Consider the following 14,554-nt stretch of genomic DNA (forward strand, 5'->3'; position numbering starts at 1 on the left):
GATCAGCTCAACCGGCGGCCCCGTAAGGTTCTGGAGTACGCGACTCCTGCTGAGGTGCTCGCCGGCATCGTGATGGAAAACGTAGGATAAACGCACCACGGTGTTGCACTAGAACCCTGAGCCCGCCGCGCGAAACGTATCCGATAGTGACCTATGTTTCGGCGAAAGTGTCCGATAGTGACCACAAGTCCGCGCCAGGACGTGCCGGCGCGCCAGTTTCAGCACCGGCTACGGTGCCGCGCTCACTACATTGCGGAGGCTAACAGCAGGGTGCAGGATCACTACATCGCGGAGGCTAACAGCAGGGTGCAGGATCACTACATCGCGGAGGCTCACTGCAGGGCGGAGGTCAGACGCATCGCCGACTCCATGTAGCGGCGTCTCAACGGCCGCTTCTCCCACTCCTCGAGTGTCAGCTCTCGGCTGACCTCCTGGTAGCCGGCGACGACCTCGACGATGTCGTCGACGAGGTCACCACCGGTCGTGAGCAGGCTGATCTCGTAGTTGAGGCCGAAGGAGCGCATATCCATGTTCGATGAGCCCATCACCGCATAGGTGTCGTCGACGACGAAGCACTTCGTGTGCAGCACCGCCGGTTTCGGGAACATGAAGATCCGCACTCCCGCTTCGAGCAGCGACCGGTAGTACGAGGACTGAGCACGGTCGACCATGTACTGGTCGGCCTGCTCGCTGACATAGAGTTCGACCTCGACGCCGCGCCGAGCCGCTGTGCCGACCGCGGCGAGCAGCGATTCGTCGGGCACGAAGTAGGGACTGACGATGGCCAGGCGCTTCTGCGCGAGGTACATCATCGAGGTGAAGACTTTGAGGTTCGGTTCGGTGGTGAAGCCGGGCCCCGAGGGAATGAGCTGCATCGCGCTCGTCGCCCCGCCCACTTCGGGTTCGTTGCCGTCGCGAGCGTAGGGTCGGACCCCCAGCGCCTCTCCTGATTCGCTGTACCAGTCGGTGGAGAACACAGCCTCGATCCCGGCGACGATGGGGCCGGAGAGTTCGACCATGGTGTCGTGCCAATGACGACCGATGCGCACGTTCTTCTTATTCAGGTACGTCGAGTCGATCATGTTCTGCGAACCCATCATCGCCTTCGCCCCGTCGACGACGAGGAGTTTGCGGTGGTTGCGCAGGTCGATCCGCCGGGCCTTGCCCCGCCACGGGATGAACGGCAGCATGAGATGCCATTCGATGCCGGCGGCGGTCAGTCGCTTGCCCAGCCGGTGGAATCCCGGGTATTTCCGAGACCCGATGTGATCGAAGAGGACGCGCACTTCGACCCCACGTGCCGAGGCTCGTTCGAGTGCGCGGAAGAACACGTCGGTCGTCGAGTCCCAGGCCATGATGTAGATCTCGACGTGGACGTAGTCGCGCGCTTCGTCGACGAGCTGCGACATCCGGGCGATGGATTCCTCGTAGTCCGAGATCACCCCGTGGCTGTCACCGGTGACCATCGGAAGCGCGGTCAGTGCCCGCCCCAGCTGGGCGATGGAGACGAATTCCGGGGCGGCGACCAGCGAGGGCGGCACATCGGGCAGGTCGTCGGCGCCTTCGTGCATGAGTTCGTTCGCTTCGGCCTGGATCTCCGCCCTCCGGCGGTTGATGGAGGGGCTGCCCAGCATGATGAACGCGGGGATGCCGACGATCGGCACGAACAGGATGAGCAGCAGCCACGCCGAGGAGGACGACGGTCGCCGGTTCTCCGGCACGACGCCGATTGCGATGATCTTGACGATGTATTCGATGACGATCCAGGTCGTCGTCGCCACCGTAGCCACCACGCTGAGGTCCATCCGCGTTCACCTCCACAATCGGTCGCCCGGTCACCTCGATGTCCTGTCGCCCCAGACTATCGCCTGCCCGGCTCGGCCGAATCGATCACCCCGATCGAATCGCCCGCCGAGGCGGTCGTCCACGTCCGTACGGATGTGCACGACCGCCTCGGCGGGCGGGGTGCGGGTCGGTCCCCGAAGGAGCGCTTGAGCGCGAACGCGACCGGCGCGAACCGGTTCAGGGACCGATCCGGTTCAGATTCCGAGTTCGCGGGCGATGAGCATGAGCTGGACCTCGGTCGTGCCTTCGCCGATTTCGAGGATCTTCGAGTCGCGGTAGTGGCGGGCGACGAGGTATTCGTTCATGAACCCGTAGCCGCCGTGGATCTGGGTGGCGTCGCGGGCGTTGTCCATGGCGGCCTCACCGGCGATCATCTTCGCGATGGCCGCTTCCTTCTTGAACGGCAGTCCGGCGAGCATCCGGGAGGCTGCGAGGTAGTAGGCCGAGCGGGCGGCGACGACGCGGGCTTCCATGCGGGCGATCTTGAAGGAGATGCCCTGGAAGTCGGCGATCGGCTTGCCGAAGGCCTGGCGTTCCTTCGCGTACTTCACGGATTCGTCCACGCAGCCCTGAGCAGCACCGACGGACAGTGCGCCCACGGCGATGCGGCCCTCGTCGAGGATGCGCAGGAAGTTCGCATATCCGCGTCCGCGTTCGCCGAGCAGGTTGGCTTCGGGCACCTGCACATCGTCGAAGGTCAGGGGGTGCGTGTCCGAAGAGTTCCAGCCGACCTTGTCATAGGCAGGTTCGGCGGTGAAGCCCGGTGTCCCGGTGGGGACCATGATCGTCGAGATCTCGGGGACCTCACGGCCTGACTTCGAGGTTCGGGTCCCGGTCACTGCCGTGGCGGTGACCAGCCGGGTGATGTCGGTGCCGGAGTTCGTGATGAAGCACTTGCTGCCGTTGATCGTCCACGTGCCGTTCTCCAGCGTGGCCTTCGTCTTCGTGCCCCCGGCATCGGATCCGGCCTCGGGCTCGGTCAGACCGAAGGCGGCCAGTCCGGAGGCGTCGGTGAGCTTGGGCAGCCACTCCTTCTTCTGCTCCTCGGTGCCGAAGCGGTAGATCGGCATCGCACCGAGCGAGACGCCGGCCTCAAGGGTGATGGCCAGAGACTGGTTGACTCGGGCGATCTCCTCGATGGCCAGGCACAGGGCGAAGTAGTCTCCGCCCATGCCGCCGTATTCCTCGTCGAAGGGCAGACCGAACAGGCCCATCTGCCCCATCTTCGCAACGAGTGCGTAGGGGAACTCGTGTTTGGCATCGAGTTCGGCTGAGACGGGTGCGACCTCTTCGTCGGTGAATTTCGCAACACCCTGGCGCAGGTCTTCGTATTCTTCGGGCAACATGCCCGGAACAAAGGTTTCCATGGTTTCCTCCCCGCTTGCGGCGTGGTTATCGGTTCAGTTCTCTGATGTGGTGTCGGTGGACGGTGTCGCCGCGGATCCCTCGGCGGCGGATTCGTCGACGACGGTGGCGAGCACCTCGTCGAGTCCGACCTGGATGCCTGCGACGGCGGTGACGGTGACGATGCCGGCGGCGGGCGCGGTGAGCACGTGCTCCATCTTCATCGCTTCGACGACGACGATCGGGTCGCCCTGTTCGACGTGGTCGCCGGTGGCGACTTTGATGTCGACGACGGATCCGGGCATCGGGGCGAGCACTTCCGCACCGTCGAGTCCGGGCGTCAGCGAGGTATCGGCCCGCGGACGGCTGAAGGCATGGACGCCGCGGTCGCTGCTGACCCAGATGCTGCGGCTGCCGGCATCAGAGAAGATGCGGGCGGTGTACTGGATGCCGTCGATGCTCAGATGCCACAGCCCCGTGTCGTCGATGGTCACGGAGCCTGCCCGTGCACTCACCTCGACCCCGGGTGCCATGGCGGCGGCCGGTGCCGGGCCGTATTCGACCTCGTCGCCGTCGTCGACAGTCATCTCGCCGGCCTCGGCGAAGTCGAGACGCACGGTGGGGCGGAATTCGGGACGAGACGTCCGGAAGGCCGCCGGTCTCCCCCACGCCGAGGCGGTTCCGCCGACTGCTGCGCCTGCCAGATCCCGGGCCGTGACCGCACCGGTGATCGCGGTCCCTGCGCGGCCTAGAGTCTCGATGACTGCCGCGGCGGCGACCTGTCTGTCGATCTCGCTCGGCACGTGGGCCAGCTGGCTCTCGTCGAGGTTGTCGATGAGTGAGGTGTCGAGATCACCCGAGATCACTGCGTCGATGGTGATGAGCGTGCGCAGGAAGTCGATGTTCGTCACGATGCCGGGCACCGCCGAGGCGGCGAGCGCGGCGTCGAGGCGAGCGAGCGCGGCTGCCCGGTCGGGTGCGTGGACGATGAGCTTGGCGATCATCGGATCGTAGTCCGAGGCGATGGTCTGCCCGGCTTCGAGACCGGCATCGACGCGAATGCCTTCGCCTTCGGGGAAGACGACGTCGAGGGCGCGCCCGCCGGTGGGCAGGAAGCCGCGCGAGGGATCCTCGGCGTAGATGCGGGCCTCGATCGAATGCCCCGTCATCGTGATGTCGTCTTGGACCAGAGGCAGCTCTTCACCGGCGCCGATGCGCAGCTGGAGTTCGACGAGATCGATCCCGGTGACCTCCTCGGTGACCGGGTGCTCGACCTGGAGACGGGTGTTCATCTCCATGAAGAAGAACTCGTCGGGGCGGTCGGCGCCGACGATGAACTCGACGGTTCCGGCCCCGACGTAGCCCACGGACTTCGCGGTCTCACAGGCCGCCTGGCCGATCCGGGCTCGGGTGGCCTCGTCGAGCAGCGCCGACGGAGCCTCCTCGATGACCTTCTGGTGGCGGCGCTGCAGCGAACATTCACGTTCGCCGAGGTGGATGACGTTGCCGTGCGCATCGGCCATGATCTGGACTTCGATGTGGCGCGGGGTGGCGACGAGACGTTCGAGGAACAGGGTGTCGTCGCCGAAGGAGCTCGCGGCCTCGCGGCGGGCAGTCTTGAGCGCCTCGGGCAGCTTGTCCGCGTCGAACACCGCGTGCATGCCTTTGCCTCCACCACCGGCGGAGGGTTTGATGAGCACGGGGAAGCCGATGTCGGCGGATGCGGCGATGAGCGACTCGTCGCTCATGGCGGCGTCCTTCGTGCCGGGTACGAGGGGTACTCCGCGGGAGGACACGGCCTGCTTCGCGGTGATCTTGTCGCCCATGGTCCGGATGGCATCTGCCCCGGGTCCGAGGAAGACGATTCCGGCTTTCTCGCAGGCGGCGGAGAACTCGGCGTTCTCCGACAGGAACCCGTAGCCGGGGTGGATGGCTTGCGCACCGGTCGCCTCGGCGGCGGCGATGACCTTGTCGATGCGCAGGTACGACTCGGCAGCGGCGGCCGGACCGAGGTGCACGGCGAGGTCGGCGGCCTTGACGTGCGCGGCCTGGGCATCGGCGTCGGAGTAGACGGCGACGGTGCGGATGCCCAGCCGGCGGCAGGTGCGGATGACGCGCAGGGCGATCTCTCCGCGATTGGCGATGAGAACTGTATTGAACATGGAGGGGCTCACATTCTGAAGACGCCGTAGCCGCTGGCATTGAGCGGGCGTTCCATCGGTCCGAAGCGGGCGAGTTCGAGGGCCAGTGCCAGCACCTGGCGGGTGTCGCCGGGTTCGATGATGCCGTCGTCCCACAGGCGTGCCGTCGAGTAGTACGGGTTGCCTTGGGCTTCGTACTGGTCGCGGATGGGCTGTTTGAATGAGTCTTCGTCCTCGGCGCTCCACGTCTCTCCGCGGCCTTCGAGCTGGTCGCGCTTGACCGTGGAGAGCACGCTGGCGGCCTGTTCGCCGCCCATCACGGAGATGCGGGCATTGGGCCACATCCACAGGAAGCGCGGGGAGTAGGCGCGGCCGCACATCGAGTAGTTGCCGGCACCGAAGGAGCCGCCGATGACGACGGTGAATTTCGGCACCCGGGCGGTGGCGACGGCGTTGACCATCTTCGCTCCGTGTTTGGCGATGCCGCCGGCTTCGTAGTCGCGGCCGACCATGAAGCCGGAGATGTTCTGCAGGAACACCAGCGGCACGCTGCGCTGGTCGCAGAGTTCGATGAAGTGGGCACCCTTCTGCGCGGATTCGCCGAAGAGGATGCCGTTGTTGGCCACGATGCCCACCGGGTGTCCGTCGAGGTGGGCGAATCCGGTGACGAGGCTCGTGCCGTATTCGGCCTTGAACTCGTGGAACTCGGACCCGTCGACGAGGCGGGCGATGACTTCGTGGACGTCATAGGGGGTGCGCGAGTCCACAGGGACGACGGATGTCAGTTCCTCCGGCGCGTGCGCGGGCAGTCGCGGTTCGACGACGTCCCAGTTCGGCGCGCCCTTCGGCCCGAGCGTGGAGACGATGTCGCGCATGATCTCCAGGGCGTGAGAGTCGTTGGCCGCCAGGTGGTCGGTGACGCCGGAGACCCGGGAGTGCAGCGCACCGCCGCCGAGCTCTTCGGCGGTGACTTCCTCACCGGTGGCGGCCTTGACCAGGGGCGGGCCGCCGAGGAAGATCGTGCCCTGCTCGGAGACGATGATCGATTCGTCGGCCATGGCCGGGACGTAGGCACCGCCGGCGGTGCAGGAGCCCATGACGGCGGCCAGCTGCGGAATGCCCGCGGCAGAGAGCGTGGCCTGGTTGAAGAAGATGCGCCCGAAGTGTTCACGGTCGGGGAACACGTCATCCTGGTTGGGCAGGTTGGCCCCTCCGGAGTCCACGAGGTAGATGCACGGGAGGCTGTTCTCCTTCGCGATCTCCTGGGCGCGCAGGTGCTTCTTCACCGTGACCGGATAATAGGTGCCGCCCTTGACGGTGGCGTCATTGGCGACGATGACGCATTCGCGTCCGGCGACCCGGCCGATTCCGGTGATGATTCCGGCTCCCGGGCTGGCGTCGTCGTACATGCCGTTCGCGGCCAGCGAGGAGAGCTCGAGAAACGGGGTGCCGGGGTCGAGCAGTGCTTCGACGCGATCCCGGGGCAGCAGTTTGCCGCGGTCGATGTGGCGTTGCCTGGACTTCTCGGAGCCGCCGCGGGCGGTGGCCGCGATGCGCTCCCGGAGTTCAGCGATGAGCTCGGCGTGGGCGTCGGAATTGGCCTGCCCCATTGCCGGACTGATCGCAGTTCCCACTGCTCTCATTCCATCCTCGTTTCAGTTAACGATTATTAACTGACTGCTATGATACTGCTCACGAGCGAAAGTGACAATGCACGGTCGGGACAACGCCCGGATCACGGTGCTCGGCAGCGCAGCAGCGACGAGGAAGGAGAACGGGCATGCCCGACGACGACACGGCCAAGCCGACGGCACGAGCGGCGGCGAAGGCGGCGCGGCGCGAGCAGCTGCTCGCAGTGGCGAAGACGCTCTACGCCAGGCACGGATTCCACGGGGTGCGCCTTGATGACCTGGGCAAAGGGGCCGGGATCTCGGCACCGGCCGTCTACCGTCACTTCTCGTCGAAGGAAGCAGTGCTCGAGGAACTGCTCGTCGGCATCTCCGAGTACCTGCAGTCCGGCGCGGAGGCGATCGTCGCCGAGTCGGGCACCGGCACCGAGGGGGCCTCCCCCGCTGCGACGCCTGCGGAGGCGACTCTGCGCCGCCTCATCGACTTCCACGTCGACTTCGCGATGAGCGAGCCCGAGCTCATTCTCATTCAGGACCGCGACCTTGCGGCCCTGCCGGAGAGTTCGCGGCGGACCGTCCGGCGCCTGCAGCGCGCCTATGTCAGCCGGTGGGCCGAGGTCGTCACTGCCGCCCACCCCGGATGGTCACTCGAGGCGGCGACGGTACGCGTTCATGCGGTGTTCGGGATGATGAATTCGACCCCGCACCAGGCTCGACGCTCCAGCGCCGAGGTGGTCGGGGTCGAACTGCGTGCCGCCGCGGCCGCGGCATTGGCCGTCGGCTGAGCCGACAGCTGAGGAAGCGGCTCGTAAAACGACTCAGGGCACGATGACGAGCTTTCCGCGGACATGCCCGGTCGCACTGTCCTTAAACGCCTGCGCCACCTCGTCGAGGCCGTAGGTCTTGGCGACTTCGACAGAGAGCTTCCCTTCATCGGCGAGGAGGCCCAGTCGTGCGGTCTCGGCTCCGTCGGGGCGCACCCAGATGTACCGTCCGCCGTGTTCGGCGACGCTGGGATCGGCCACCGAAGCGTGGCTGCCGCCGTCAGCGAGCACAGCCAGGGTCTCGTCGAGGACTTCCCCGACGAAGTCAGCGACCCCGTCGACCTTCCCTCCGGCGGCGTCGAGCACGCGTTCGACCATTCCGTCCCCGTAGGTCACGGGCTCGGCACCGAGGCCGCGAAGATAATCGTGGTTGGCCTCCGATGCTGTGCCGATGACGCGGGCGCCTGCTGCTCGTGCGATCTGCACCGCGAAGCTGCCCACTCCCCCGGAGGCCCCATGGATGAGCACGGTGCGGCCCTCGATCGTGCCGAGGGATTCGAGGGTGCGCAGAGCCGTGCCGCCGGCCAGCGGCAGTCCGCCCGCCTGCTCCCAGCTCAGACTCTTCGGCTTGGCTGCGACAGCCCGCACCGGGACCGCCACCTTCTCGGCGAAGGTCCCCGTGCCCAGCACGTCCTTGCGCGCATAGGCGACGACCTCGTCTCCGATGGAGAATTCCGGGGTGTCGAAGCCGAGTCCGACGACGACACCGGCTACGTCCCAGCCCGGAGTGACGGGGAACTGCGTGGGCATGACCGGGTCGAGGTGGCCGCCGACCAGCTTCCAGTCGACCGGGTTGACGCCCGCGGCCCTGACCTCGATGAGCACCGAGGCGGGTGGGAGTTTGGGCTCGGGCATCTCGCGGACCGTGATGTCGTCGAAGTTCTCGGTGTAGGCGTCGTAGACGGCGGCTCGCATAGCAATGGCCTTCCGGTTGATGTCAGTGACACTGGATGTTCAGTGTGACTGGACAACACCGGAAGGACATCGGGCTATTCCTGTGGACCGCCCCGCCTCGGCGGGATGTCCTCAGTCGATACGCGACTTACTCGTATGTCTCCCCGGTCTTCGCGCGCTCGACCAGCGAGGCCGGCGGGGTGAAGTGCTCGCCGTACTGCGCGGCCAGTTCCTTCGCTCGCGCCACGAACCCTTCCAGGCCACCCTCGTACTGATTGACGTACTGGAGGACGCCGCCGGTCCAGGCGGGGAATCCGATGCCGAAGATGGAACCGATGTTCGCATCCGGCACCGAGGTCAGCACTCCCTCGTCGAGGCACTTGATCGTTTCGATCGCCTCGGCGAAGAGCATGCGCTCCTGCAGGTCGGCGAAGGGCTGATCGTTCGACCCGGAGTCGTACTTCTCACGCGTCCCCTGCCACAGCGCGGTGCGTTTGCCAGCCTCGTCGTAGTCGTAGAAGCCGGCACCGTCCTTGCGTCCGGTGCGTCCCTGCTCGACCATCCAGTTGAAGACCGCCTCGGAGGGGTGAGCGACCCAGGTGCCGCCTGCGGCCTCGACCGCGTCTCGGGTCTCCTGATTGATCTTCTGCGACAACGTCAGCGTCAGCTCGTCGAGCAGCTGCAGGGCACCGGTGGGATATCCGGCCTGCAGCGCTGCCTGTTCGACTGTCGCCGGCTCCACGCCTTCGCCGACCGCGGCGACCGCCTCGGCGATGAACGTGCCGATGACGCGGGAAGTGAAGAATCCGCGGGAGTCATTGACGACGATCGGTGTCTTCCGGATCTGCTGCACGAGGTCGAAGGTGCGGGCGAGGACCTCGTCGGAGGTGTTCTCTCCGCAGATGATCTCGACCAGCGGCATCTTGTCGGCAGGTGAGAAGAAGTGGACTCCGATGAAGTCCTTGTCCCGGTTCACACCCTTGGCCAGTTCGGTGATCGGCAGGGTCGAGGTGTTCGAACCGAGGACCGCGTCGGGTTCGACGATGTCCTGGATCTCCTGGAAGACCTTCTGCTTGAGGTCGACGGACTCGAAGACAGCTTCGATGACGAAGTCGACGCCGGCGAAGTCCTCGGCGGAGGCGCTCGGGGTGATCCGGTCGAGGACGGCCTGGGACTTCGCCTCGGTGGTCTTGCCCTTGGCCAGGGCGGATTCCTCACGCTTGGCGGCGTAGGCCTTGCCCTTCTCCGCATTGGCGAGCTCGACGTCCTTGAGCACGACTTCGATGCCCGACTTCGCGGCGCTGTAGGCGATCGCAGCACCCATCATTCCGGCACCGATCACACCGAGCTTCTTCACCGGACGAGGTTCGAACCCGTCAGGCCGCGAGCCGCCGGAGTTGATGTGGCCGAGGTCGAAGAAGAACGCCTTGATCATGTTCTTCGCCACCGGGGTGTGGGTGAGGTGGACGAAGTAGCGGGTCTCGACCGTCAGCGCGGTGTCGATGTCGACCAGCGCGCCTTCGACGGCCGCTGCGACCACGGCTCGCGGAGCCGGCATCGGTGCACCCTTGCCCTGCTTGCGCAGCAGGGACGGCAGAGCGGGAAGCATCGCGCCGATCTTCGGCGAGGACGGCGAGCCACCCGGGATCTTGAAGCCCTTGACGTCCCACGGCTGCACAGCCTCGGGGTTGGCTTTGATCCAGGCCTTGGCCTTGGACTCGAGTTCGGCCGCAGGAGCGAGTTCGTCGATGAGGCCGAGCGCCTGGGCGTCGGCGGCCTTGAACTTCGTCGACGGCAGGATGGCCTTCTGCAGCGCGGTCTGGATGCCGAGCATGCGCACCGACCGGGCGACTCCGCCCCCTCCTGGCAGCAGGCCGAGTGAGACCTCGGGGAAGCCGAAGCGGGCGCTCGGGTTGTCGTCGGCCGCGATCCGATGGTGGGCGGCCAGAGCGAGTTCGAGTCCGCCGCCCAGGGCCGCGCCGCCGAGGGCGGCGACAACGGGTTTGCCGAAGGTCTCGAGTCGGCGCAGCACCTTCTTGAGGTGTTCGACAGCCTCGAATTCCTCTGCGGCATTGGCCGGGTCGGCTTCACGCAGCTTGTTGAGGTTGCCACCGGCGAAGAAGGTCTTCTTCGGGGAGGTGAGGATGACGCCGGTGATGTCGTCGACATTGGCTTCAAGCCATTCCACGGTCGCCTCGAGGGCGGCCGCGAAGTAGTCGTTCATGGTGTTGACCTTGGCGCCGGGCTCGTCGATGACGACGGTGACGATGCCATCGGCATCGGTGTTGCGCTGGTAGTCGGCAGCTGTGGTTTCAGTGTTCGTCATGTCAGACCCTTTCGATGATCGTCGCGATGCCCATGCCTGCGCCGATGCACAGGGTGACGAGTCCACGCTTGAGGTCGCGGCGCTCGAGTTCGTCGAGGACAGTGCCCAGAATCATGGCGCCGGTTGCGCCCAGCGGGTGGCCCATGGCGATGGCTCCGCCGTTGACGTTGACTTTGTCGTGGGGGATGTTGAGATCCTTCATCCACTTGAGCACGACGGCGGCGAAGGCCTCGTTGAGTTCGAACAGATCGATGTCGTCGACGGTCATGCCGGCTTTGTCGAGGGCCTTCTTCGTCGCCGGGGTCGGACCGGTGAGCATGATCGTGGGCTCCGAGCCGGTGACCGCGGTGGAGACGATGCGGGCACGGGGCTTCATTCCCATCTTCTGGCCGACCTCCTCATCGCCGAGGATGGCAAGCGCTGCACCGTCGACGATTCCGGAGGAGTTCGCGGCGGTGTGAACGTGGTCGATGGCTTCGATCCAGTGGTACTTCTGCAGAGCCACCTCGTCGAACCCGGTCTGAGCGGCGAGCTTGGCGAAGGCTGGGGGCAGCTGCGACAGCGATTCGACGGTCGAGCCGGGGCGCATGTGCTCGTCACGGTCGAGCACGGTGATGCCGTTGATGTCCTTGACCGGGATGATCGAGTTCTCGAAGAGGCTGTTCTCCCAGGCCGCAGCGGCGCGCTTCTGCGATTCGGCGGCGAAGGCGTCCACATCTGCACGGCTGAAGCCCTCTGTGGTGGCGATGAGGTCGGCACCGATTCCCTGAGGCACGAAGTACGTGTCATAGTTCGTCGTCGGGTCCTGCGCCCACGCTCCGCCGTCGGATCCCAGCGGCACACGGGACATCGATTCGACGCCTCCGGCGAGGACGAGGTTCTCGAATCCGGAGCCGACCTTCTGGGCGGCGATGTTGACGGCTTCGAGCCCGGAGGCGCAGAAGCGGTTGACCTGAACGCCGGCGACGGACTCGTCGAGGCCGGCGGCGATCGCGGCGACACGGGCGATGTCGCTGCCCTGTTCGCCGACCGGGGAGACGACGCCGAGGACGATGTCGTCGATGGCCTTGTCGTCGAGGTCCGGATTGCGCTCGCGTACGGCGTCGATGAGGCCGGTGACGAGATCGATGGGCTTGACGCTGTGCAGCGCCCCGCCGCGGTTCTTACCGCGTGGGGTGCGCACTGCGTCATAGATGAACGCTTCGCTCATGTGTTCCTCACAGTCTGGATGGAAGACCGACCACAAGATCTGATCGATCGTTCAGTAACATTCGCACGTCCCATTGTGCCCCGGTTTCGGGTGACGAGCAACACACGCTGGTCCCGCTCGCAGCATGGCGCGACGACGGATGGGAGAGGGGCGGATTGAGCCGACAGTCTCCTCCGATCTCTCGAACTGATAACAGTTCTCCAGCCGAGTCATTTCGATAAAACCGGAATACAGCAGGGGTGGTTAAGATGGCTCGACTCATCATTTCTGACCCCCTGGAGAATCATGTCCTTGACCACCCCTGCCCGCACGAAGACGGGTTCGAAGCGCGTGGCACTGACCCTTGCAGTCGGCCTCCTCGCCGGCCCCATCGCCGTCGATGCACAGCCGGCCGAAGCGGCAACGAAGAAATGCGCAGTGAAGATGTCGAACTCGAAGCCCCTACAGTACTCGAACACCTGGGTCAATGTCTCGAAGGTCGGGTCGAAGTCCAAGGTTGAGACCATCGCTCACTACAAGACGACGAAGACGAAGAAGAAGGCCGCCCCATCGAAGAAGGGCAAGGCCTCTCTGAAGTACTACATCTCCGGGGCGACTCCGGGCAAGAAGGTTTCCGTGACCGTCACCGCAAAGAAGGGCAAGACGACGTGGAAGTGCTCGACGTCGTTCAAGCCCGTAAAGAAGCGCTGAACGCCTGACGAATCGGCTACCGGCCGAGAACGCACGACACGACGTAATCCGCCCTTCCGATCCAGCATGCATGCTGGATCGGAAGGGGCTCGCGCTAATACGCCCGTGCTGGGTGCTCCATTTGTCAGCTAGTCAGCCAGCTGACTATCTTGATTCAGATGCATTCGACACGGGACTGCTGAAGGTTTGGTTGACTTCACGACTGGATAAATTCCAGGAAGGATAGTAGTCATGCCAAAGATCTACACCGATGAGTTCAAGCAATCAGCGCTCGAGCTCTTGGACGATGGAATGACCCAGAAGCAGGTGTGTGCCGACCTCGGTATCTCGAAGTCAGCTCTCCAGGCCTGGGTGCGTGACTCGCGGCTACGCGAGCACGGACTCGAGCCCTCCCGTGATGTCGAGGAGTCACGCGCCCAGGCGGCAGCGCTGAAACGCATTCGCGAGCTCGAGCGTGAGAACAAGATCCTCCGCGAGGCCGCAGCGTACCTCTCGCAAGCGAACTTGAAGCTCGGTGGCCATCACCCAAAATGATGTACCCGCTGGTCCTTGACCTTGCTGCCACCGGGGTGCCGGTGGCAGTGACCTGTCGGGTGCTCGGCTTTACCAAGCAGGGGTTCTACAAGTGGTGCGCTCATCCGGTCTCAGCTCGGGACTGGGACGAGGCACATCTGATCAATGCCGCCTACGACGTTCATACGGACGATCCTGAGTTCGGGCACCGGTTCATCGCCGATGAACTCCACGCCGCGGGTCTGCAGACGTCAGAGCGTCGTGTGTGGCGATTGTGCTCCCAGCAGCAGTTGTTCTCGCACACGATCAAACGAGCCCGGAAACACGGCAAGAAGCCCGGCCCACCAGTGTGTGACGACCTCGTCGAACGCGACTTCACTGCCAAGGCAATCAACGAGTTGTGGCTGACCGACGTTACCGAACACCACACCAGTGAGGGCAAGCTGTACATGTGCGCGGTCAAGGACGTGTTCAGCAACAGAATCATCGGCTATGCCATCGATTCGAGGATGAAATCTCGCCTGGCTGTGGCGGCGATTGATGATGCTGTGGCCCGTCGTGGCGGGTCTGGAATGATTGCCGGGTGTGTCGTTCACTCGGATCGCGGCTCGCAATTTCGTTCTCGGAAGTTCCAGCAGGCTCTACGGCATTACGGGCTCGTCGGATCGATGGGTCGGGTCGGTGCTGCTGGTGATAATGCGGCGATGGAATCGTTCTTCGCCGTGTTGCAGAAGAACGTCCTCGATCGGGGCCGTTGGGACACGCGAGCGAGGTTGCGCACAGCGATCGTCCACTGGGTCGAGCGGACCTATCACCGGAAGCGTCGACAGCGACGTTTGGGTAAACTGACCCCGGTTGAATACGAGCTTGTTCACCAAAAGGCCGTCGCCCTGGCGGCATAAACCCAGGAGTCAACCAAACCTTCAGCAGTCCCCACAGATCGTCGTGAACGGGTGGGCCGGGTTTCTTCCCGTTCTTCGCCCGGCCCTTACCGAAGGCGGAAAACCAGTCGTTGGCCGAACACAACCGCCACGCAGTGCGTGCCGCCATGGGTTGGCCGGCCGCTTCGGCTTCGTCGGCGAGGTATCGGTACCCGAACTCGGGATCATCGCGGTGGGCATCGAAGAGCGCATCGGCCC

10 protein-coding genes are annotated in these 14,554 nt (G+C 65.1%); 3 read left to right on the plus strand and 7 right to left on the minus strand.

The annotated features are described in order from the left end of the window. Positions 1 to 332 precede the first annotated feature (332 nt). From cls to ACPUD7_RS17140, 4 genes are all read right to left on the minus strand, one after another. Complete coding sequence (cls, locus tag ACPUD7_RS17125) at positions 333 to 1,805, minus strand: cardiolipin synthase (protein ID WP_135537261.1); 1,473 nt, start codon at positions 1,803 to 1,805, stop codon at positions 333 to 335. Between the two features lie 234 nt (positions 1,806 to 2,039). Beyond that, positions 2,040 to 3,212, minus strand: coding sequence for an acyl-CoA dehydrogenase family protein (locus tag ACPUD7_RS17130; RefSeq protein ID WP_135537262.1), 1,173 nt, complete (start codon positions 3,210 to 3,212; stop codon positions 2,040 to 2,042). Positions 3,213 to 3,245: 33 nt separating this feature from the next. Continuing rightward, positions 3,246 to 5,351: an acetyl-CoA carboxylase biotin carboxylase subunit gene (locus tag ACPUD7_RS17135; protein WP_135537263.1), complete on the minus strand. Its 2,106-nt coding sequence runs from the start codon at positions 5,349 to 5,351 to the stop codon at positions 3,246 to 3,248. A gap of 8 nt (positions 5,352 to 5,359) precedes the next feature. Next, positions 5,360 to 6,973, minus strand: coding sequence for a carboxyl transferase domain-containing protein (locus ACPUD7_RS17140; RefSeq protein ID WP_135537264.1), 1,614 nt, complete (start codon positions 6,971 to 6,973; stop codon positions 5,360 to 5,362). Between the two features lie 137 nt (positions 6,974 to 7,110). Here ACPUD7_RS17140 and ACPUD7_RS17145 point away from each other — a divergent pair, with 137 nt between their 5' ends. Further along, the gene (locus ACPUD7_RS17145; RefSeq protein WP_425120585.1) at positions 7,111 to 7,743 is read left to right on the plus strand and encodes a TetR/AcrR family transcriptional regulator; all 633 of its coding nucleotides are present in this window, start codon (positions 7,111 to 7,113) and stop codon (positions 7,741 to 7,743) included. A 33-nt stretch (positions 7,744 to 7,776) separates the two neighbouring features. Here ACPUD7_RS17145 and ACPUD7_RS17150 read toward each other — a convergent pair whose 3' ends face one another. From ACPUD7_RS17150 to ACPUD7_RS17160, 3 genes are all read right to left on the minus strand, one after another. Beyond that, complete coding sequence (locus tag ACPUD7_RS17150) at positions 7,777 to 8,697, minus strand: NADP-dependent oxidoreductase (protein ID WP_425120586.1); 921 nt, start codon at positions 8,695 to 8,697, stop codon at positions 7,777 to 7,779. Positions 8,698 to 8,824: 127 nt separating this feature from the next. Next, positions 8,825 to 11,002 carry a 3-hydroxyacyl-CoA dehydrogenase NAD-binding domain-containing protein gene (locus ACPUD7_RS17155; RefSeq protein WP_425120587.1) on the minus strand — a complete coding sequence of 726 codons (2,178 nt, stop codon included), beginning with the start codon at positions 11,000 to 11,002 and terminating at the stop codon, positions 8,825 to 8,827. 1 nt (position 11,003) lies between these two features. Further along, positions 11,004 to 12,212, minus strand: coding sequence for an acetyl-CoA C-acetyltransferase (locus ACPUD7_RS17160; RefSeq protein WP_425120588.1), 1,209 nt, complete (start codon positions 12,210 to 12,212; stop codon positions 11,004 to 11,006). Between the two features lie 285 nt (positions 12,213 to 12,497). On the opposite strand from ACPUD7_RS17160, the gene ACPUD7_RS17165 reads away from it, so the two are divergent. Together ACPUD7_RS17165 and ACPUD7_RS17170 are read left to right on the plus strand one after the other, a co-directional pair. After that, positions 12,498 to 12,902, plus strand: a complete 405-nt coding sequence (locus tag ACPUD7_RS17165; RefSeq protein WP_425120589.1) for a hypothetical protein — start codon at positions 12,498 to 12,500, stop codon at positions 12,900 to 12,902. Positions 12,903 to 13,133: 231 nt separating this feature from the next. Then, a protein-coding gene (locus tag ACPUD7_RS17170) for an IS3 family transposase (protein WP_420896842.1) occupies positions 13,134 to 14,317 on the plus strand; the annotation gives its coding sequence in 2 pieces (ribosomal slippage) (positions 13,134 to 13,391 and positions 13,394 to 14,317; 1,182 coding nt in all). Positions 14,318 to 14,554: the final 237 nt, after the last annotated feature.

It is taken from the genome of Brevibacterium sp. FAM 24630 (assembly GCF_049804075.1).
In the GTDB taxonomy this organism is placed as follows: Bacteria; Actinomycetota; Actinomycetes; order Actinomycetales; family Brevibacteriaceae; genus Brevibacterium.